Consider the following 21,581-nt stretch of genomic DNA (forward strand, 5'->3'; position numbering starts at 1 on the left):
GAAGAAGAAACGGCGGGCATTCTTCATTCGAAGAAATGTTATGTTATAACTTATAAGTATTCATAATTCATACCTGCCGACCATGACCCCCCATTCCTCCCCGCACCGTCTTCCTCCGCTGCGGCTGGCCCGCGCCGTGCCGTTCCTCTACCTGCTTCCCTGCCTGGCGCTGGCCGCGCCGGTCGACCTGGAGCCGACCGTGGTCAGCGCCACCACTACCGAGCGCAAGCTGCGCGACGCCCCGGCCAGCGTTTCGCTGATCGCCGCCGAGGACCTGCGGCGGCGCCCGGTGCGCGACCTGCAGGAAGCCCTGCGCGGTTCGGAAAGCCTGCAGTTCAACGGCGTCGGCATGTCCCGGCGGGGCATCAGCGTTCGCGGCATGTCCAGCGAGCACACCCTGGTGCTGGTGGACGGCCAGCGGATCTCCACCTCGTCCGGGGCCATCGCCCATTCCGACTTCGACCTCGGCTGGGTGCCGGTGGAGAGCATCGAGCGTATCGAGGTGGTACGCGGACCGATGTCCTCGCTCTACGGTTCGGAAGCCCTCGGCGGGGTGGTGAACGTGATCACCCGGCGCGCCACCGATACCTGGACGGGCAGCGGTCTGCTCGATGGCGGCGTGCGCGAGGACGGCCTCGGCGGGCAGAGCCACCAGCTCGGCGCCTATCTCGCCGGGCCGCTGGTGCCCGGCAAGCTGGGCCTCGCCCTGAACGGCGAGAGCCGCCGCCAGCAGGAAACCCCGGACGCCGATGAGCGCCGACTCTCCGAGCTGGAAGGCGGCAACGCCGACAGCGGTGGGCTGAACCTCAGCTGGACCCCGGACGACGCCCAGCGCATCGACCTCGGCCACCAGCGCGGGCGCGAACGACGCTGGCGCAACAGCGAGACCGGAGGGTCGCGCTCGCGCTACTACGAGTCGCGCGACGTGATCGAACGCGAGCGCTGGTCGCTCGCCCACAATGGCCAGTGGGACTGGGGCAGCAGCCAGCTGCGCACCTACCGCAACCGCCTGGAGCGGCACAACGCGCGTTCCGACGGACAACCGCCGAGCAACCCGCAGCGCCTTACCGACAGCGTGGTCGACGGCCACCTCAGCGTGCCGGCCTTCGAGCGACATCTCTTCACCCTCGGCGGCGAATGGCGCAAGGAAGAACTGGAGGATCGCTCGGTGAATACCGCCGGCGACGCCAGCGCGCGACACAAGGCGCTGTTCCTGCAGGACGAGATCGCCTTCGGCCCGGACTGGTCGCTGACCCTCGGCAGCCGCTTCGACAAGCACGAGGCGTTCGGCTGGGAAAGCAGTCCGCGCCTGTACCTGCTGCACCACCTTTCCGATGCGCTGACCCTGCGCGCCGGCGTCGGCCGCGGCTACAAGGCGCCGAGCCTGAAGCAGCTATCGCCGGAGTATGCGGCGGTCGGCGGCGGCGGGCGCTTCACCATCTACGGCAATCCCGACCTGAAGCCGGAGACCAATACGTCCTACGAACTGGGCGCCGACTACCAGGGCGATGGCTGGTCGCTGAAGGGCACGGTGTTCGAGAACGATGTCCGCGACCTGATCCAGACCGTCTGCGTAGCGCGCTGCGGGGTGCGCGGCGGCGAGGTGCGCAACTACGAGAACGTCGACAGGGCACGGATCCGCGGCCTCGAGCTGGGCGGCGGCGTGGACCTGCCGGCGGACCTGCGCTGGGAACTCAACTACACCTACCTCGACGCGCGCAACCGCACCGCCGGCCAGCGCCTCGGCGACCGCTCCCGGCACCTCGCCAACAGCCAATTGCGCTGGAGCCCCAATGCCCGCTTCAGCGCCCAGTTGCGCACCGAATACGTCGGCAGCCAGGTGGCCTACAGCAGCAACGTCGGCTATGCCCTGCCGGCCTACAGCCTGTGGCACCTGGAGCTGAGCCAGAAACTCAACGAGAACCTGACGCTGCGCGGCGGCATCGAGAACCTCGGCGACCAGCGCCTGGCCGACGACGACACGCACTTCACCTACGCCGAACCTGGGCGGACCTTCCATCTCGGCCTGGTGGCGAGCTTCTGATGCGCCGTTCGCTACTCTTCTGCGGCGCGCTGCTGGCCAGTCTCTGTGCCTGGGCGGAGCCGGCTCAGGTGCGTCTGCTCAGCAGCGATTTCGTCCTCCCGGGCAAGCACCAGCGCCTAGCCGGTTGGGCGCGCGAGGCCGGTGTCGAGTTGCGCGGCCTGCGCCTCGGCATCGGCGAGGCGCCGCCCGGCGAGTGGCTGGACGGCGGCAACCTGCTGATCCTCGACACGCCGCGGCCGACCGATCGCGCCCAGGTCGAGGAGGCGCTGGGCGAGCGCTTGCAAGGCGGGACGCAACCCTGGATCCGCGTCGGCGGCGGTCCTCCGGGCTTCGGCAACCTGCCGGCGGCGCTGGGCGGGCGCCTGGTCGGCTACTACGCGAACGGCGGCGAAGCCAACCTGCGCCGGCTGTTCGAGGCGGTCCAACGCTGGCATGCCGGCCTGCCCGTCGACGCGTTGCCGGCGCCGCAGCCCCTGGCGCAGGCCGGCTTCTATCATCCCGACGCACCGGCGCCGTTCGCCGGCCTCGCCGACTACCTGGCCTGGGGCGCCTCGCGCTGGGCCAGCGATGCCCCGCGCATCGCCTTCCTGATCCCGCGCGGCGCCATCGCCGACGCCCAGACCGGCGCCATCGACGAACTGTTGCGGCGTAGCGAGCGGCACGGCCAGGCGCCGCTGGCGGTGTGGTTCGACGACAGCGATCCGGAGGCGTTGAGGAAGTCCTTCGCTGGCGCCGATGTCCAGGCGCTGGTCAACCTGCAGCACCTGCAGAACGGCCCGGCGCGCCGTGCCGAGTTCCTCGCGCTGGACGTGCCGGTATTGCAGACCCTCGGCTACCGCGACGGCAACGAGGCCGACTGGCTGGCCGCCGCCAGCGGGGTGGCGCCGCGTACCGTGGCGGCCTTCCTCGGCATGCCGGAAACCTGGGGAATGAGCGATCCGCTGGTCATCAGCGCCCTGGAGAACGGCGAGCCGAAGCTGATGGCCGGGCAGGCCGAGGCCCTGCTGGACAAGCTCGACCGGCTGCTGCGCCTGCGTCGCCTGCCGGCGGCGGACAAGCACCTAGCGCTGATGTTCTGGAACCACCCGGAGGGCGAGAAGAACGTCGCCGCCTCGCATCTCAATGTACCGGCCAGCCTGGCCCGTCTCGGCGAAGCGCTGCGGGCGGCCGGCTACCGGGTTGCGACGAGCGACGAAAGCGCGCTGATCGATACCGCCCAGCGCCTGCTCGGCGGCTACTACCGGCCGCAGACCCTGGACGCGCTGTATCGCGACGGCCTCGCCGCGAGCCTGCCGCTGGACGCCTACCTGCACTGGTTCGAGGCGCTGCCGGCGGATCTGCGCGAGGAGATGCGCGCGCGCTGGGGCGACCCGCGTCGACATTGGGCCTTGCGCGATATCGACGGCCAGCGACGCTTCGTGTTCCCGGCGGCGCGCCTGGGTAATCTGCTGCTGTTGCCGCAGCCGCCGCGCGCCGGCCGTCCGGGCGAGGCCTACCACGACAGCGCGGTGCCGCCGGACCATCTCTTCCTGGCGGTCTACCAGTTCGTCCGCGAGGGTTTCGGCGCCGACGCGCTGATCCATTTCGGCACCCATGGCACCCAGGAATGGCTACCCGGCAAGGACCGCGGGCTGGCGGTGGGCGACTACCCGCTGCGGGCGCTCGGCGACCTGCCGGTGTTCTACCCGTACATCCAGGACAACGTTGGCGAGGCGATCCAGGCGCGCCGGCGCGGGCGCGCGGTCACCGTCAGCCACCAGACGCCGTCGTTCGCCCCGGCCGGGCTGTACGACGAACTGCGCGACCTGCACCAGCTGATCCACGAATACCAGCAACTGGACGAGGGCGCGGTGCGCGAACGCAGCGCCGAGCAGATCCGCGCGGCGGTGCGGGCGGCGCACATGAACGACGACCTGGGCTGGAGCGAGGCAGCGATGCGCGAGGATTTCCCGGCGTTCCTCGGCGTGCTCCACGACCACCTGCACCGACTGGCCGGCTCGGCGATGCCGCTGGGGCTGCACACCTTCGGTGTCGCCGCCTCGCCGGAGCTGCGCCTGGGCACCGTCATGCAGCAGCTCGGCGAGCCCTACTACCGCGCGCTCGGTCTCGACCCCGACGAACTGTTCGCCGCCGATTTCAGGGCGCTGCGGGAAGGTCGTGCCTACCGCACACTGCAACGCTACCTGCGCGACGGTGGCGAGATCGCCAAGGTGGCCGATCCGCGCCTGCGCGAGCAGTTGCTGCGCGCCCGCGAACTGGACCGCCAGCTCGCCGACACCGGCGAACTGGAGGCGCTGCTCGCCGGCCTCGCCGGGCGCTTCGTCGCGCCCGGGCCGGGCGGCGATCCGATCCGCAATCCGCAGGTACCCAGCGGGCGCAACCTGTTCGCCTTCGAGGCCGACAAGGTACCGACCCGCGCCGCCTACGAAGCCGGCGCCGAGGCCTTCGGCCAACTGCTGGAAAGCTACCGCGCCGAGCACCAGGGCAGGGCGCCGGAAAAGCTCGCCTTCAGCCTCTGGTCGTCGGAAACCATGCGCCACCTGGGCATCGTCGAAAGCCAGGCGCTGCACGCCCTCGGCCTGCGCCCGCGCTGGGACGCCGGTGGCCGCCTGCTGGCGCTGGACATCGTGCCGGCGGCGGAACTGGGGCGTCCACGGGTGGACGTGGTGCTACAGGTGACCAGTGTCTACCGCGACCAGTTCGACGGCTTCATGCGCCTGCTCGCCGAGGCCATCGAGCGCCTCGCCGCGCTGGACGAGCCGGGCAACCCGCTGGCGCGCAACAGCCAGGCGCTGGAGCGGCGCCTGCGCGAACGCGGCGTCGAAGCGCCACTGGCGCAGCGCCTGTCGCGCCTGCGGCTGTTCGGCAATGCGCCGGGCGACTACGGCACCGGGGTCACGCAACTGACCCTCGATTCCACCCGCTGGGACGACGACTCGGCGCTCGCCGAGCAGTTCCTCGGGCGCTTGCAGTACGCCTATGGCAGTCGCGACTGGGGCGTGAAGCTGGATGGCGGCAACCTGTTCGCCGAACAGTTGAAGGGTGTACAGGCGGCGATCCTCTCGCGCTCCTCGACGCTCAACGGCGTGCTCTCCACCGACCACCCGTTCGAGTACCTCGGCGGCCTGTCGCTGGCGGTACGCCACCTCGACGGCGCCAGCCCGGCGCTGTACATCGCCGACCTGCGCCAGCGCCAGCCGCGCACCACGGCCGCCGCGCAGTTCCTCGCCAGCGAGCTGCGCGGGCGCTACCTCAGCCCGCAGTGGATCGCCGCGATGCAGCGCGAGGGCTACGCCGGCAGCCTGGAAATGCTCGACCTGGCCAACAACCTGTGGGGCTGGCAGGCGGCGGATCGCACCATGGTCCGCGCCGACCAGTGGCAGGCGTTGCACGACACCTTCGTCATGGACCGCCGCGAGCTGGGTCTCGCCGAGTGGTTCGAAACGCACAATCCGACCGCCCAGGCGCAGATCATCGCGCGCATGGCCGAGGCCATCCGCAAGGGCTACTGGGACGCCAGCGAGCAGACCCGCCGCGAACTGGCCGAGCGCTGGCGGCAACTGGCGGCCGCCGGCGCCGGCGAGGTCGGCGCGGCGACCACCCGTGAATTCATCGAACGGATGGCCGGCGGTTTCGGCGAGGCCGCGGCGCAGGCAGAGGGCGCGGCCGCGTCCGGTGCCGGCGAAACGGTCAGCGGCCGCGTCCTCGAAGAAGTCGCGCCGCCGCCGTCCGGCGAGCCGCAGCCGTGGCTCCGGCTGGCCGCCGCCGTGCTGCTCGCGCTGTTCGCCGCCGGCGCCGTCCGGCAATCCGTAGTCAATCGTCGTCCGATGGAAAATCGCTCATGAATGGTCTGGAAACCAGCCTCTACGAACTCACCCGCCTGTTCCTGCTGCCGGTGCTGCTGTTGATCCTCGCCGCGCTGGCCTACGCCTTCGTCGCCCTCGGCGGCTTCGCCATGGAAGCCTGGCAGCGCCGTCGCGGGCGCTACCGCTCGCGCCTGGCGGCCTGGCAGGCGCTGCATGGCGGCAACAGCGACGATCTCGAACTGTGGATCATGCAGCGCCTGGAATGGCTGCGGATCACCTCGCGCAGCGCGCCGATGCTCGGCCTGGTGGCGACCATGATCCCCATGGGACCGGCACTGCTGGCGCTGACCCGCAACGACGCCCAGGGGATCGGCGAGAACCTGGTGGTGGCGTTTTCCGCGGTGATCCTGGCCCTGGTCGCCGCCAGCATCACCTTCTTCATCCTTACCGTGCGTCGCCGCTGGCTGCTCCAGGAACTGCGCGCCGTCGAACGCGCGCGGGAGGCCGGCTGATGCGCTTCCTCGAACACGACGAGGCGGACGACCCGATCCTCTCGATGGTCAACCTGATCGACCTGTTCCTGGTGGTGATCGGCATCCTCCTGATCGTCATCGTGCAGAACCCGCTCAACCCGTTCAGCCAGGACAAGGTGGTTGTGGTCGAGAATCCCGGCGAGGCGGACATGCGCATGCTGGTCAAGGACGGCAAGGAGCTGAAGCGCTACCAGGCCAGCGGCGAGATCGGCGAAGGGCAGGGCAGCCGCGCCGGAGTGACCTACCGCTTGGCCGACGGACGGATGATCTACGTGCCGGAGAGCGGCGGGGAGGCCGGCAAGTAGCGACGCGTACGGCGGAGAGCTGGGACTTTTGCCCGGAGTTCCCGGATAATGGCCGGTTTCCGTTTCTCTTGGTGCTCGCCGTGGAAGTAAAGGTCAATTTTCTCGATAACCTTCGACTGGAAGCCAGGTTCGATGATTTCACGGTGATCGCCGACCAGCCGATCCGCTACAAGGGCGACGGCTCCGCGCCGGGGCCGTTCGACTACTTCCTGGCGTCGTCGGCGCTGTGTGCCGCCTACTTCGTCAAGCTGTACTGCCAGACGCGCAACATCCCCACCGACAACATACGCCTGTCGCAGAACAACATCGTCGACCCGGAGAACCGCTACCGGCAGATCTTCAAGATCCAGGTGGAACTGCCGGCCGACATCTCGGAGAAGGACCGCCAGGGCATCCTCCGCTCCATCGACCGTTGCACGGTGAAGAAGGTGGTGCAGACCGGACCCGAGTTCGTCATCGAGGAGGTCGACAACCTCGATGCCGACGCCCAGGCGCTGCTGATGCCCGGCACCGATGCCGCCGGCTGCACGCGCATCCCGGGCAAGGACCTGCCGCTGGAGCAGACCATCGCCAACCTGTCGGCCATCCTCGCCGGCCTCGGCATGAAGATCGAGATCGCCTCCTGGCGCAACATCGTGCCCAACGTCTGGTCGCTGCACATCCGCGATGCGCAGTCGCCGATGTGCTTCACCAACGGCAAGGGCGCGAGCAAGGAAAGCGCGCTGGCCTCGGCGCTGGGCGAATTCATCGAGCGGCTGAACTGCAACTTCTTCTACAACGACCAGTACTGGGGAGAAGAGATCGCCAATGCGGCGTTCGTCCATTACCCGGACGAACGCTGGTTCAAGCCCGGCCGCGACGATGCGCTGCCGCTGGGACTGCTCGACGGCCATTGCCTGGCGATCTACGACCCCGACGGCGAGCTGCGCGGCTCGCACCTGTACGACACCAACTCGGGCAACGTGCAGCGCGGTATCTGCGCCTTGCCCTTCGTGCGCCAGTCCGACGGCCAGGTGGTGTATTTCCCCTCCAACCTGATCGAGAACCTCTACCTCAGCAACGGCATGAGCGCCGGCAATACCCTGGCCGAGGCGCAGGTGCAGTGCCTGTCGGAGATCTTCGAGCGCGCGGTCAAGCGGCAAATCCTCGAAGGCGAACTGGCGCTGCCGGACGTGCCGCCGGAGGTGCTGGCCAAGTACCCGGGCATCCTCGCCGGGCTCCGCGGCCTGGAAGAGCAGGGCTTCCCGGTACTGGTCAAGGACGCCTCGCTGGGCGGCGAATTCCCGGTGATGTGCGTGACCCTGATGAATCCGCGCACCGGTGGCGTGTTCGCTTCCTTCGGCGCCCACCCGAGCTTCGAGGTGGCCCTGGAGCGCAGCCTGACCGAACTGCTCCAGGGGCGCAGCTTCGAAGGCCTGAACGACCTGCCCCAGCCGACCTTCGAAAGCCATGCGCTGACCGAGCCGAACAACTTCGTCGAGCATTTCATCGACTCCAGCGGCGTGGTGTCCTGGCGCTTCTTCAGCGCCAAGGCCGATTTCCCGTTCGTCGAGTGGGACTTCACCCGGCAGGGCGAGGCTGCCAACGCCGAGGAAGCCGCGACCCTGTTCGGCATCCTCGAAGCCATGGGCAAGCAGGTCTACATGGCGGTGTACGAGCACCTCGGCGCTACGGCCTGCCGGATCCTGGTGCCGGGCTACTCGGAAATCTATCCGGTGGAAGACCTGATCTGGGACAACACCAACAAGGCCCTGGCGTTCCGCGAGGACATCCTCAACCTGCACCGCCTCGACGATGCTGCGCTCGGGGCGTTGCTGGAGCGCCTGGAAGACTGCGAGGTGGACGACTACACCGACATCACCACGCTGATCGGCGTCGAGTTCGACGACAACACGGTCTGGGGCCAACTGACCATCCTCGAGCTGAAAGTGCTCATCGGCCTCGCCCTGAAGCGCTTCGAAGACGCCAAGGAAGGCGTGGAGGCGTTCCTCCAGTACAACGACAACAGCGTCGAGCGCGGCCTGTTCTACCAGGCGCTGAACGTGGTGCTGGAGGTCGTCCTCGACGACGAGCTGGAGATCGCCGACTACGAGGCCAATTTCCGCCGCATGTTCGGCGACGCGCGGATGGACGCCGCGCTGGGCTCGGTGGACGGCAGCGTGCGCTTCTTCGGCCTGACGCCGACCAGCATGAAGCTGGAAGGGCTCGACCGGCACCTGCGGCTGATCGACAGCTACAAGAAGCTGCACGCGGCGCGAGCCAGGATGCAGCCCGTGGTCGACGGCGAGGCCGGCGCTGCCGCGGCTGGCGGTCTCAAGCCTCGGCGCATGGCGATCCGCAAGCGCAAGTGAGGAGGGCGCCGAGGTCAGGGCGCGAGGATGATCATGAGGGAAACTTGATTTCATCACGAAGAAATTGAGTTTGTCTCATGGCATGAGCCTCACGAGAATCCCTCCATCGACCTTTCGACTGGAGGAACACCCATGGCCCTGGCCCACACTCTCGGCTTCCCACGCATCGGACGCGATCGCGAACTGAAAAAAGCCCAGGAAGCGTTCTGGAAGGGTGAGCTGGACGAGGCCGGCCTGCGGGCCGTCGGTCGGCAGCTGCGCGCTGCCCACTGGCAGGTACAGAAGGATGCTGGCATCCAGTTGCTGCCGGTCGGCGATTTCGCCTGGTATGACCAGGTGCTGACCCATTCGCTGACCTTCGGCGTGATCCCCGAGCGCTTCCGGGCGCACGGCGAGGCCGGGCCGACCCTGCATACCCTGTTCGGCATGGCCCGTGGCGTCAGCGACGACAGTTGTTGCGGCGGTGCCCATGCTCAGGAAATGACCAAGTGGTTCGACACCAACTATCACTACCTGGTCCCCGAGTTCAGCGCCGATCAGCAGTTCCAGCTGAGCTGGGAACAACTGTTCGAGGAGGTCGACGAGGCCAGGGCCCTCGGCCACCAGGTGAAGCCGGTGCTGATCGGTCCGCTGACCTACCTGTGGCTGGGCAAGGCCAAGGGCGCCGAGTTCGACAGGCTCGACCTGCTGGACCGCCTGCTGCCGCTCTACGGCCAGATCTTGCGTCGTCTCGCCGGCCAGGGCGTGGAGTGGGTGCAGATCGACGAGCCGATCCTGGTCCTCGACCTGCCGCAGGCATGGAAGAACGCCTTCGAGCGCGCCTACAACCTGCTACAGGGCGAACCGCTGAAGAAGCTGGTCGCCACCTACTTCGGCGGCCTGGAAGACAACCTGGGCCTGGCCGCCAACCTCCCGGTGGACGGCCTGCACATCGACCTGGTGCGAGCGCCGGAACAGTATCCGAGCATCCTCGACCGCCTGCCGGCCTACAAGGTCGTCTCGCTGGGCCTGGTCAACGGGCGCAACGTCTGGCGCTGCGACCTGGAGAAAGCCCTGGAGGTGGTGCGCCATGCCCGGGAGCGCCTGGGCGAGCGGCTGTGGGTCGCGCCGTCCTGCTCGCTGCTGCACAGCCCGGTGGACCTGGAACGCGAAGACGGGCTGGACGCCGAGCTGAAGAGCTGGCTGGCTTTCGCCGTGCAGAAGTGCCGCGAAGTCGCGGTGCTGGCCCGTGCCGCCACTGAGCCGGAAGCCGCCGAGGTGCTTGCCGCCCTGGAAGAGAGCCGTGCGGTCCAGGCCAGCCGCGCTTCTTCGCCGCGAATCCACAAGCCGGCCGTGCAGGCGCGCCTGGCCGCGATCAAGGCCAGCGACGCCCAGCGCCGCTCGCCGTTCGCCGAACGCATCGCCAGGCAGCGCGCCGGACTCGACCTGCCGGCGTTCCCGACCACCACCATCGGCTCCTTCCCGCAGACCTCGTCGATCCGCCTGGCCCGCCAGTCGTTCAAGCAGGGCAAGCTGAGCGAGGCTGAGTACATCGAGGCGATGCACAGCGAGATCCGCCATGCGGTGCAGATCCAGGAGCAACTGGGGCTGGACGTGCTGGTGCACGGCGAGGCCGAGCGCAACGACATGGTCGAGTACTTCGCCGAGCAACTGGACGGCTACGTCTTCACCCGCTTCGGCTGGGTGCAGAGCTACGGCTCGCGCTGCGTGAAGCCGGCGGTGATCTATGGCGACCTGAGCCGTCCGCGGGCCATGACCGTGGAGTGGATCAGGTACGCCCAGAGCCTTACCGACAAGGTGATGAAGGGCATGCTGACCGGCCCGGTGACCATGCTGATGTGGTCCTTCCCGCGCGAGGACGTGTCTCGCGAGGTGCAGGCGCGCCAGTTGGCCCTGGCGATCCGCGACGAAGTGGTCGACCTGGAGGCCGCCGGCATCAGGATCGTGCAGATCGACGAGGCGGCTTTCCGCGAAGGCCTGCCGCTGCGCCGCAACGCCTGGCCGCACTATCTGGAGTGGGCCACCGAGGCCTTCCGCCTGTGCGCCTCCGGAGTCCGCGACGAAACCCAGATCCATACGCACATGTGCTACAGCGAGTTCAACGATGTGATCGAGTCCATCGCCGCCATGGACGCCGACGTGATCACCATCGAGACCTCGCGTTCGGACATGGAGCTGCTGGAGGCTTTCGAGCAGTTCGACTACCCGAACGAGATCGGTCCGGGCGTCTACGACATCCATTCGCCGCGCGTGCCGAGCCGGGAAGAGATCGTCGCGCTGCTGCGCAAGGCGGCCCGGCGGATACCCGCCGAGCGGCTCTGGGTCAACCCGGACTGCGGCCTGAAGACCCGCGCCTGGCCGGAAACCGAGGCAGCGCTGGTGAACATGGTCGCCGCCGCCCGCGAACTGCGTGGCGACCTCGCCCGCGGTTGACCGGCGGGCCTGGTGAGCGGAACGGGACGCCTGGCGTCCCGTTCCGCATTTGCACGTCGGTTCAGCGCGGAGCGTCCACCAGCGCCCGTAGCACATGGTCTTCCCAGACCCCGGCGATCTTCAGGTAGGCGCGGGCGTAGCCTTCCTTCTCGAAGCCGAGGCTTTCCAGCAGGCGCTCGCTGCGTGCGTTGCGCGGCAGGTGGCTGGCCATGATCCGGTGCAGGCCGAGCTGCTCGAAGCAATACCGGTTGGCTACCCGCAGGGCTCGTGCCATCAGGCCGCGGCCCTGCGCCGCAGCGGCCAGGGAAAAGCCCAGGTGGCAGGCCTGGAATACCCCGCGGACGATATTGGTGTAGCTGCAGCGCCCCAGCACCTCGCCGTCGTCGGGATCGAGCAACAGCAGGAGAAGCGCCTCGCCTTCGTCCATGCTCGCCACCTGTAGCAGGGTGCGGGCGCGGGCGTTGTCCACGGAAAAATACCCCGGGTCGCGCAGCGGCTCCCATGGCGCCAGGTGCTCGCGGTTGGCGTTCTCGTAGCGGCTGGTCCGGACGAAATCGTCGGGTTGCAGCGCGCGCAGGAGGAAGTCCGCGTCGCGATGCAATATCGGCACCTGCCGCCGGTTGCCCGGCAAGACCCTCGGGTAGCCGGGCGGGAAGGGCGCCAGGGCAGACTTGAAGTCATTCATAGAACTTGCCCGCCAGCATCAGCTGCGCCGCGCGCCGCCAGGCATTCTCCGGCCTGGAATAGCCCGGCAGGCCGTCGCGGGAGTCCTCGCCCCAGGTCGCGGCGGCATCGAGGAAGCCACCGATGCTGCCGTTCTCCCAACCCAGCGGGCTGGGGCCGAACGGCTTCGGCGGGTTGGCGGCGGCAAGGCGGCGGTCTTCCTCCCAGTCCGCCGCTAGCGCGGCGAGGAAGCGCAGGTAGCCCGCTTCGTCCTCGACCTGTTCGGCCAGCGCGTAGAGATCGGTTGCCATGTGCTTCCTCCTGGAAGTGGGTTTCGGGATACGACAGCGCGAGGTCGGAGCGCGGTCAGTCTGGGCGCAGCGATCATAGCGCGGACCGGCGCTGGCATGGCTCGCAGCCTGGCTGATGCGCGGGCGCGGGGCGATTGTCTGGGCGTACCAATGCCTGCCTCAACCAGAGCGTCTCGGTAGTCGGGCTGGCCGGCCTGGCGATCCTGGCATCGCGCGCCCCGCTGGGCCCCGCCCGCTAGGGGACGGACGGCGATGCGGGCACCGAGGAAAGTTACCGGAGCCCGATCTACACTGGCGTTTAGCGGTAGGACGGCTATCTCCGGTTCTCCACTCCCTCGCGATGGACAGGTGCCATCAAGGAGTCGTGCGCGATGCTCTTCGGCAGAAAAAGCAGGGCGGTGGAAAGCGCCGCCAAGGATGAAGACCTGGCGTGGCGACTCGAGGCCATCGGGCAGAACGTCGCCACCATCCGTTTCACTCCCGATGGCCAGATACTGTCCGCCAACCCGCTGTTCCTCGCGGTGGTCGGCTACTCGGCGGACGAGCTGGTCGGGAAGCACCATCGGATCTTCTGCGAAGAGGACTTCCAGGCCTCCGCCGCCTACGTGCGCTTCTGGAAGGAACTGGCCAGCGGCACGCCCCAGCGCGGCGTGTTCAAGCGCCTGCGACGCGACGGTTCGCCGGTCTGGCTGGAGGCCACCTATTTCCCGGTGAAGAATGCCGAAGGGGCGGTCGTCGAGGTGCTGAAGATCGCCGCCGACGTGACCCGCAACCATTCCGAACTGCTCCTGCTCAACGCGATCAACGACGCCATACGCCAGTCCATGGCGGTCATCGAGTTCACCCCGGACGGCGAGATACTCGATGCCAACGAGAACTTCCTGCGTCTCTTCGGCTACAGCCTCAAGTCGCTCAAGGGCCAGCACCACCGCATGCTCTGCTTCGACGAGTTCTATCGGGAGAACCCGGATTTCTGGGCTCGGCTGCGGCACGGCGAATTCTCCCGCGGGCATTTCGAGCGCCGCAGCGCCGCCGGCGAGCGGGTACATATCGAAGCCACCTACAACCCGGTCAAGGACAGTTCGGGGCGGATAATCAAGGTCATCAAGTTCGCCATCGACGTTACCGAGCAGGTCAATCGCAACGAGGAGGTACGGCGCGCCGCCGAGCTGTCGTTCTCCACCGCGGAAGAGACCGCGCAGATTTCCACCCGCGGCATCGACTCCCTCGACCAGTCCGTCGCCCTGTCGGCCAAGACCCTGTCGATGGTCAACACCGCCGTCGGCCTGATTTCCCAGCTCACCCACCAGACCAAGGACATCGAGAACATCGTCACCACCATCCAGAGCGTCGCCGAACAGACCAACCTGCTGGCCCTCAACGCCGCCATCGAGGCGGCTCGCGCCGGCGACATGGGGCGCGGCTTCGCGGTGGTCGCCGACGAGGTGCGGCAACTGGCGGCGCGCACCAGCGGCGCCACGGTGGAGATCAAGAACGTGGTCACCGAGAACGTCAAGCTGACCCAGCAGATCAACCACAACATGCAGACCATCGAGTCCAGCGCCCAGGAGAACAACAACCAGATCACCACCGTGGCCGGCATCATGCAGGAGATCAGCAAGGGCGCCGAGCACGTGGCGCGGGTGGTGTCGAGCCTGTTCAAGTGACCTCGGCGCAGGGCTCCGGCGGCCGATAGCGGCGCAGGCGTCGAGCATCCGCCCGCCTTTGTGGCATGGCCATGGCCGTCATTTACTTTGAACGTATCTTCGAGCCGTTCGGTCGGACCTGAAAAAGCGGCATCCGCCGCGCCGATGCACCGACCGTGAGGCTTGTACCATGACCAATCCGGAGCCGGCGGACCTGCCGATCAGCCTGCTGATCAATGGCCAGCGCCGAGAGCTGAGAGTACCCCCGTGGCTGACGCTGCTCGACCTGCTGCGCGAGCGGCTCGACCTGGTGGGCAGCAAGAAGGGCTGCGACCACGGCCAATGCGGCGCTTGCACGGTGTTGCGCAACGGTCGCCGGATCAACGCCTGCCTGACGCTGGCGGTGATGTGCGACGGCGATGCACTGACTACCATCGAAGGTCTGGCCGAGGGTGATCGCCTGCATCCCCTGCAACAGGCGTTCATCCGCCATGATGCCTTCCAGTGCGGCTACTGCACGCCCGGACAGATCTGTTCGGCCCTTGGCCTGGCGAGCGAGGGGCGGGCGCGCTCGCGGGCGGAGATCCGCGAGGGCATGAGCGGCAACCTGTGCCGCTGCGGCGCCTACGGCAATATCCTCGACGCTGTGGAAGACGCCTTGCCGCTGCTCGATCGCGACGGACAGGGAGGGCAGCGCGCATGACGCCCTTCGCCTATGCCAAGCCGGCCGACATCGAGCAGGCGCTGGGCCTCGCCGGCCCGGAGTCGCGCTACATCGCCGGTGGCACCAACCTGCTCGACCTGATGAAGGAAAACGTTGCCAGGCCCCGGCGACTCATCGACATCACCGGCCTCCCGCTGCGCGACATCCGCCGGACGCCCACCGGCGGCCTGCTGGTCGGAGCCCTGGTCAGCAACGCCGAACTGGCCTGGAATCCCGCCGTGGAGGCGGACTATCCCTTGCTAGCCCAGGCGATCCTCGCCGGCGCCTCGCCGCAGTTGCGCAACATGGCCAGCACCGGCGGCAACCTGTTGCAGCGTACCCGCTGCCAGTATTTCTACGACACCGGCACGCCATGCAACAAGCGCGAGCCGGGCAGCGGATGCCCCGCGCGCAGCGGGCTGAACCGCAACCATGCGATCCTCGGCGCCAGCGAACACTGCGTGGCGGTACATCCATCCGACCTGTGCGTGGCGCTGGCGGCGCTGGAGGCTCAGGTACTGGTGCGCGGCCGCGCTGGCGAGCGGCGGGTCGCTTTCGCCGACTTCCATCGCCTGCCGGCGGACACGCCCGAGCGCGACAACTGCCTGGCCGTCGACGAACTGGTCACCGCCATCGAGCTGCCAGCGCCGCGCTTCGCCCGGCATTGCCACTACCTGAAGGTGCGCGACCGGGCCTCCTACGCCTTCGCCCTGGTCTCGGTGGCGGCGGCCCTGGAACCGGACGGCGAGCGCATTGGCGAACTGCGCCTGGCGCTCGGCGGCGTGGCCCACAAGCCATGGCGCCTCGCAGAACTGGAGGAACGTTTCAGGGGCCACCCGGCGAACCGGGACAGCTATGTCCGCTTCGCCGAAGCGCTGCTGCGTGACGCCAGGCCGCTGGCCCACAACGCCTTCAAGATCGGATTGGCGCGCAACGCCATCGTTCGCGCACTGGAAGAAGCCCACTCGGGAGGGATCGGCCAATGAGCAGCCTGCCACACAGCACCGGGCAAGCCCTGGATCGCGTCGACGGGCCAGCCAAGGTCACCGGCCAGGCTCGCTACGCCGCCGAATATCCTGCCGCCGACCTGCTCCACGGCAGCGTGGTCAGCAGCGACGTCGCCCGCGGCCGGGTGCGCGGCATCGACTGTGCGGCGGCCCTGGCGGTACCCGGGGTGGTCGCGGTACTGCATCACCTGAACCGGCCGCCGATGGCGGGCGACGACGAGCCCTACAAGGACGCCGATGCCGCCGAAGGCGAACCCTTCCGCCCGCTGTTCGACGACCGCGTCCTGTACAGCGGCCAGCCCCTTGCCCTGGTCCTAGCACGGAGCCTGGAACTGGCCCGCTACGCGGGCTCGCTGCTGCGCATCGATATCGAGCCCGAGCCGCACCAGACCGACCTGCTGGCCGCCCTCGACCAGGCCCATGAGGCTCCCGCCGAACTGCCCGCCGAGCGCGGCGACTTCTACACCGCCTACCGCGCCGCGCCGATTCGGGTCGAGGCCAGCTACAGCACGCCGATCGAGCACCACAATCCCATGGAACCGCACGCGTCCACGGTCATCGTCCAGCCCGACGGCAGCCTGCTGGTGCACGACAAGACCCAGGGGACGCAGAACAGCCAGGCCTACCTGCAAAAGGTCTTCGGCCTGCCCGCCGACAAGGTAAGGGTCTGTGCCGCCTACGTCGGCGGAGCCTTCGGCTCCGGCCTGCGTCCGCAATACCAGTTGGCCCTGGCGGTGATGGCGGCGCTGCAACTGCGGCGGTCGGTGCGCGTAGTGCTGACCCGCCAGCAGATGTTCACCTTCGGCTACCGGCCGCGCACCCTGCAGCGCCTGCAACTGGGCGCCGATGCCGAGGGGCGCCTGCTTGCGCTGGGCCACCAGGCGACAGCGCAGACCTCGCGCTTCGAAGACTTCACCGAGCACGTGGTGGAGTGGAGCGGCATGCTCTATCGCTGCGAGAACCTTTCCCTGGCCTACCGTCTGGTGCCGCTGGACGTCTATACCCCGCTGGACATGCGCGCCCCCGGCGCGGCGCTGGGGCTGATCGGGCTGGAATGCGCGATGGACGAACTGGCGGTGCGGCTCGGCATGGACCCCATCGCGCTGCGCCGGTTCAACTTCGCCGAGCGCAACGGCAACGAGGACAAGCCGTACTCCAGCAAGGCGCTGCTGGCCTGCTACGAGGAGGGCGCCCGGCGCTTCGGTTGGCAGGCCCGCGACCCACGGCCACGGAGCATGAGCGAAGGGCGCCAGTTGCTCGGCTGGGGCATGGCCGGCGGCGTCTGGGAGGCCATGCAGAGCAAGGCCAGCGCGAGGGCGCGGCTGGAGGCGGACGGCCTGCTGCGGGTGGCCAGCGCGACCACGGATATCGGCACCGGCACCTACACGGTGATGACCCAGATCGCCGCCGACGCCGCTGGCATGGCGCCGGAAGAGGTGCGCTTCCAGCTTGGCGACAGTGCGTTGCCCAAGGCTCCATTGCAGGGCGGCTCGTTCACCGTCTCGTCGGTCGGTTCCGCCGTCCGCCTGGCCTGCCTGCGCCTGCGCCAGGCCCTGGTCGCCCATGCCAGGGCCCGCCATCCGGAGCTGGCCGGCACCGCCGAAGAACGCTTCCGCATATGCCGTGGCCATCTGGAAGCGGGCGATACGCGATACGCCCTGGCCGACCTGCTGCAAGGGCTGCCGGAAGACGCGTTGCAGGTGGAGGTGGAAGCTGAACCCTCGGCGCGGCGCAAAGGCTACGCCACCGCGACCCATTCGGCGGTATTCGTCGAGGTGCGGATCGACGAAGCCCTCGGTACCCTGCGTGTGAGCCGGGTGGTCAGCGCGGTCGCGGCGGGGCGGGTGATCAACCCGAAGACCGCTCGCAGCCAGATACTCGGCGGGGTGGTCTGGGGCCTGGGCATGGCCTTGCAGGAGGAAACCCAGGTCGACCATGCGCTGGGCCGCTGCATGAACCACAACCTCGCCGAGTACCACATCCCGGTTAACGCCGATATTGGCGATATCGAGGTGATCTTCGTCGACGAACCCGACGATATCGTTAACGAACTGGGCTCCAAGGGCGTCGGCGAAATAGGCATCGTCGGCGTCGCCGCCGCAGTGGCGAATGCCGTGTACCACGCCACCGGCCGCCGCCTGCGCGACTTCCCGCTGACCGTCGACAAGTTGCTCGGCTGAGCCCGGCAGCCTGCGCAAGCGGCTTGGCGGCCACCTGCCGGGTCGCCGGGCTGGACTCTCCCCCAAGGGAAGATCGCAGGCCCCGCTCGCCACCCGCAACGGAGTCGAACACGACATGCCGCCGACAGCCTCGGTGGCGCCCTCGCCGAGCGCTACCGCGATGCCGGTCCAGGCGCACTTGTTGCATCGCGGCCACGCCGAAGCGGACCTGCCCGGCGCCCATTGGGCCATCGCCTGGGCCGAGCGTCCGGCCTGTGGTTGCAAGCGTTCGAGCGCAACCTGGCGGGCGCGAGGACCGTGTGGGTTGGAAGACCGGCGTTCCGCGTAGCGAGCGGTTTTCGCCTGGAAGCACGGTTGCGGGAAAAGTTCCGCTGGAAACCCTCCGACTTGCAGAACACGAGGCGCCCCGCATTCCTTGGCACTGCGCTTGATCGCGGCGAAAAGACCCACGGAAAATCACCGGGTCGTTCAGTCTTTGCCAAAGGAAATCAGTATGAAGAACGCAATGGCCCTGACCCTGGCCGGCCTGCTGGCCGCTCCTTCCCTCGGCTTCGCCGCCGCGCCGGACGCAGTGATGGTCTTCGCCCGCCAGGGCGACAAGGGCAGCGTATCCGTCGGCGACAAGCACTTCCGCACCCAGGCCTTCAAGGTCCGCCTGGTGAATGCGGCGAAGAGCGAGATCAGCCTGAAGAACAGCTGCCTGGTGGCGCAGTCCGCCGCCGGCCAGTCCTTCAGGCTGGATACCGTGGACGAGGAACTCACCGCCGATACCCTCAAGCCGGGCGCCTCCGTCGAAGGCGACGCGATCTTCGCCTCCGAAGACGACGCGGTGTACGGCGCATCGCTGGTCAGGCTGAGCGACCGGTGCAAGTAGGCGGGTAGCCGTTGCGCAGCGAAAGCCGCAGGGCAGCCTCGGCGGCTTTCGGGTGCGAGGAAACGGCTTTCGAAGGTTTCGGCGCGAATCTGAAATCATTCAGGGCGCGTTTCCGGTGCTTCTGGTTGCCTGGGCTGGGGGCCGAATTCCAGTTACCCGGGCCTAGGGGAGGGTAGACATCGTTCCAGGCTGCGCCCGAGCGAGGCGCTCGACCCACAAGGCACGCCCGGCCCCCTCTCCCGCGTGCGGGAGAGGGTTGGGGTGAGGGCCGCCAACACCACATTTCAAAAACCAAATCCGCAGCACTCAAGCCGCGACTATTGCGGTTAGCAGTGGGGGAGGTTGTGGTTCTGCGGGTGGCAATAGAGGTGCCCACCAGGTATGGGAGAGGCTATGGCTTAGGGAGGGAAAGGCTGTATACGGCCAGAAGCGGACGTCAGAGGCATCAATAGATCGACGCTGCTGAGCCGGTGCAATTGCTGTAATGTGTCTAGCATTCCTGAATAGTGCGCAAGGATGTTGCCATATGACAGTTTCCCGCGAACGTCTAGCCGACCTCTTGGTTGACCCTCGAGAAGATCTTGATTGCGAGATCAAAAACTGGCTTGATCTGCAAGATTCAAACGATGACAAGGCGACTTTCGCAAAAGCTGTGCTCGCCCTCGTTAACCACGGTGGTGGGTTTATCATCCTCGGTCTCGTTGAAACTGATGCGGGCATGGTGGAGGCGGAGGGGCGACCGGCCACACTTGACCGTTACAGCCAAGACCTGATTAACGGCATCGTGCAAAACTACTGTGATCCACCGTTTCACTGTGCGGTGCACATCGTTGCAAACCCAACGGGTGCAGTCTTTCCTATCGTGATCGTCCCCGGCGGGCATCGTGCGCCTGTTAGAGCACGCCGAGCCGGGCCAAATGGAAACACCGTTCAGAATAACGCGATCTATATTCGCAAGCCGGGCCCTCGTAGTGAGTCCCCCCAAAGTGCGCAGGATTGGGATGACCTCCTAGCGCGATGCCTCCGGAATCGACGCGACGAGATGTTCGATCAAATCAGAGATTTGATCTCTGGATCCGTTCCACAAGTGGAGCAACCACCTGAACCTGCCAGGCTCGACGAATGGATAATGTCTAGCCGTGAACGCTGGAGGGGACTCACCGAGCCACTTCCTGAAAGAGTTGGGCCCCGACTGCCTCATGGTCGCTTCTACGTCGCCTACGAAATAGTCGGCGAACGCAGGCAAATCGCCCCCGCACAATTCCCCGAGCTACTTAGAGCAAGCGTTACGAGACACACCGGCTGGCCGCCGTTCTGGTATCCGACGCGGGCCGGAATTCAGCCTTACCTATTCGACGGCGCTGTCGAGTGCTGGTTGGGAGGTGATCCCCAAACTCCGGTAGAAGCTCGAGATGCGGCGCACTCTGACTTCTGGCGGATCCATCCAGATGGCTTGGCCTTCCTGCTTCGTGGTTTTCAAGAAGATGGCATGGATGCGCAACTACCGGGGCGCGCCCCAATTCCCCCCGCTACTGTTTTCGATATTACCCTTCCGGTCTGGAGAGTTGGCGAAGCCCTGCTGCACGCGAGAAGCCTCGCAGCCAATCTTTTTGAGGGACCGACCACGATTAGGTTTGTTGTCAATTACGAAGGGCTAGCCGGTCGATCCTTGGCAAGTATCACCAACCTCCGCCCCGTTCGGGAAGGCCGAGTTGCCCGCCAAGACACGATCACTTTGAATTCGCACATTGACGCTCAGGCGATAGATCCGAACTTGCCGGAGATTGTTCACCCCCTTTTATCGCCTCTCTATGCGCTTTTTGATTTCTTTGAACTACCTATGCAGTTAGTGGTGGAGGAACTCGCCAACATGAGGGCGGGTAATTTCTGAATTGCCAATGGGTGGCTTCTATGGAAAGACGGCTATTGGGCGATAGCGGCTTTTTAAGAACGGCTGCTATGGGTCGTTAGCAGCCGTTCGCCAGAGACCGCTAACGATCTAAAGCTGCCCTTCACAAGGGCAGCTAACGGCCAAAAAGCGGACTAGGGGAGCGGTCTATAGCCAGTCTCGAGTGAGCGAGCAGAGCGATTTAAGTCAGTTGTTAGAGGCAAATTATTTTTATGGTTTTGGTATCGCCATCACATCGCTTGTGACTTGGCTTGTATTAATGCTTGTGTGTTTTTCAGACTCCCTGAATACAATTACATCCTTTGCTTTTAATCCGTCATCTTCGCCTTGCAGATGCGTGCGAACTTTTATAATTAGAGAGCGAATATCACTCGAGCCCGGTACGTGAGCTAGAGAGTTAGAAAGCTCTTCAGCTAGTTCTTTTGGTAGCCAGACAAAGGCTTGAAAAGATAGTTTGTTGAGCTGGTGGTAGTCTACGCCTCCGCCTTCTTTTATCCAGGCGGCAAGCAGCTCTGCAACAATCTCGCTTTTTAGTCTGATCTCTTTCTGGTTTTCGAGCTCCAGAACTCTTAAGTCGTACTCATGCTTAATGGACGCTTTAAGTCTCTCGATTATCCATGAGCGAAAGATATAAGCGATAAAGCCTAGAATGGCTACAGTGGAAACTGAACCAAGCAAACCCATAACAAAAGGTCTTAAATTATCCACAGTTCTTCCTTAGGAGTTTCAAAGCTAAGCTAACGAGTAGAAATAAGCAGTTTGGTGATCACGACAGAGTCTACACCGAGGTTACGAGGTTTTTGATACAGTGTCTAT

At 66.5% G+C, this 21,581-nt stretch carries 15 protein-coding genes and 1 pseudogene; 13 read left to right on the plus strand and 3 right to left on the minus strand.

Features of this window, described 5'->3' with window-relative positions; translation table 11 throughout:
• Positions 1–82: 82 nt before the first annotated feature.
• The 6 genes from JHD77_RS29385 (at position 83) to metE (ending at position 11,472) form a co-directional block, all read left to right on the plus strand.
• Positions 83–2,044 (plus strand): TonB-dependent receptor domain-containing protein, encoded by a 1,962-nt coding sequence (locus JHD77_RS29385; RefSeq protein ID WP_016851722.1) that lies wholly within the window; start codon positions 83–85, stop codon positions 2,042–2,044.
• Entirely contained in the window at positions 2,044–5,889 is a 3,846-nt protein-coding gene (gene cobN, locus JHD77_RS29390; RefSeq protein ID WP_031756265.1) for a cobaltochelatase subunit CobN, read from the plus strand. Before JHD77_RS29385 ends, cobN begins: the two co-directional genes overlap by 1 nt.
• Positions 5,886–6,362 (plus strand): MotA/TolQ/ExbB proton channel family protein, encoded by a 477-nt coding sequence (locus JHD77_RS29395; protein WP_003088234.1) that lies wholly within the window; start codon positions 5,886–5,888, stop codon positions 6,360–6,362. The genes cobN and JHD77_RS29395 overlap by 4 nt, the downstream gene beginning before the upstream one ends.
• Entirely contained in the window at positions 6,362–6,688 is a 327-nt protein-coding gene (locus JHD77_RS29400) for a DUF2149 domain-containing protein (protein ID WP_003088238.1), read from the plus strand. The genes JHD77_RS29395 and JHD77_RS29400 overlap by 1 nt, the downstream gene beginning before the upstream one ends.
• An 80-nt stretch (positions 6,689–6,768) precedes the next feature.
• Positions 6,769–9,039 (plus strand): OsmC domain/YcaO domain-containing protein, encoded by a 2,271-nt coding sequence (locus tag JHD77_RS29405; RefSeq protein ID WP_031632880.1) that lies wholly within the window; start codon positions 6,769–6,771, stop codon positions 9,037–9,039.
• A gap of 132 nt (positions 9,040–9,171) precedes the next feature.
• A complete protein-coding gene (metE, locus tag JHD77_RS29410) occupies positions 9,172–11,472 on the plus strand; it encodes a 5-methyltetrahydropteroyltriglutamate--homocysteine S-methyltransferase (protein WP_003102365.1) in 2,301 nt (766 codons plus the stop codon).
• 61 nt (positions 11,473–11,533) lie between these two features.
• Here the strand turns inward: metE and JHD77_RS29415 are convergent, their stop codons facing one another.
• Together JHD77_RS29415 and JHD77_RS29420 are read right to left on the minus strand one after the other, a co-directional pair.
• Positions 11,534–12,103 carry a GNAT family N-acetyltransferase gene (locus JHD77_RS29415; RefSeq protein ID WP_003119171.1) on the minus strand — a complete coding sequence of 190 codons (570 nt, stop codon included), beginning with the start codon at positions 12,101–12,103 and terminating at the stop codon, positions 11,534–11,536.
• A gap of 46 nt (positions 12,104–12,149) precedes the next feature.
• Positions 12,150–12,446 (minus strand): DUF7660 family protein, encoded by a 297-nt coding sequence (locus JHD77_RS29420; RefSeq protein WP_003088248.1) that lies wholly within the window; start codon positions 12,444–12,446, stop codon positions 12,150–12,152.
• Positions 12,447–12,817: 371 nt separating this feature from the next.
• Between JHD77_RS29420 and JHD77_RS33165 the strand changes: the two are divergent.
• The 7 genes and pseudogenes from JHD77_RS33165 to JHD77_RS29450 form a co-directional block, all read left to right on the plus strand.
• Positions 12,818–13,585: pseudogene (locus tag JHD77_RS33165) on the plus strand (PAS domain-containing protein); the annotation flags it as partial.
• Between the two features lie 180 nt (positions 13,586–13,765).
• The gene (locus JHD77_RS33170; protein ID WP_371020990.1) at positions 13,766–14,113 is read left to right on the plus strand and encodes a methyl-accepting chemotaxis protein; all 348 of its coding nucleotides are present in this window, start codon (positions 13,766–13,768) and stop codon (positions 14,111–14,113) included.
• A 169-nt stretch (positions 14,114–14,282) separates the two neighbouring features.
• Entirely contained in the window at positions 14,283–14,795 is a 513-nt protein-coding gene (locus JHD77_RS29430) for a (2Fe-2S)-binding protein (protein ID WP_003088271.1), read from the plus strand.
• Positions 14,792–15,781 (plus strand): FAD binding domain-containing protein, encoded by a 990-nt coding sequence (locus JHD77_RS29435; RefSeq protein ID WP_031756269.1) that lies wholly within the window; start codon positions 14,792–14,794, stop codon positions 15,779–15,781. Before JHD77_RS29430 ends, JHD77_RS29435 begins: the two co-directional genes overlap by 4 nt.
• Positions 15,778–17,982: a xanthine dehydrogenase family protein molybdopterin-binding subunit gene (locus JHD77_RS29440; RefSeq protein ID WP_003102357.1), complete on the plus strand. Its 2,205-nt coding sequence runs from the start codon at positions 15,778–15,780 to the stop codon at positions 17,980–17,982. Before JHD77_RS29435 ends, JHD77_RS29440 begins: the two co-directional genes overlap by 4 nt.
• 493 nt (positions 17,983–18,475) lie before the next feature.
• The gene (locus JHD77_RS29445) at positions 18,476–18,856 is read left to right on the plus strand and encodes a DUF4354 family protein (RefSeq protein WP_003114920.1); all 381 of its coding nucleotides are present in this window, start codon (positions 18,476–18,478) and stop codon (positions 18,854–18,856) included.
• Positions 18,857–19,382: 526 nt separating this feature from the next.
• Positions 19,383–20,747 carry an AlbA family DNA-binding domain-containing protein gene (locus JHD77_RS29450; protein ID WP_124121732.1) on the plus strand — a complete coding sequence of 455 codons (1,365 nt, stop codon included), beginning with the start codon at positions 19,383–19,385 and terminating at the stop codon, positions 20,745–20,747.
• Positions 20,748–20,975: 228 nt separating this feature from the next.
• On the opposite strand, the gene JHD77_RS29455 is transcribed toward JHD77_RS29450, so the two are convergent.
• The gene (locus JHD77_RS29455; RefSeq protein ID WP_124121733.1) at positions 20,976–21,473 is read right to left on the minus strand and encodes a hypothetical protein; all 498 of its coding nucleotides are present in this window, start codon (positions 21,471–21,473) and stop codon (positions 20,976–20,978) included.
• Between the last annotated feature and the right edge of the window lie 108 nt (positions 21,474–21,581).

It is taken from the genome of Pseudomonas sp. P20 (assembly GCF_016463925.1).
Taxonomy (GTDB): Bacteria; Pseudomonadota; Gammaproteobacteria; order Pseudomonadales; family Pseudomonadaceae; genus Pseudomonas; species Pseudomonas aeruginosa.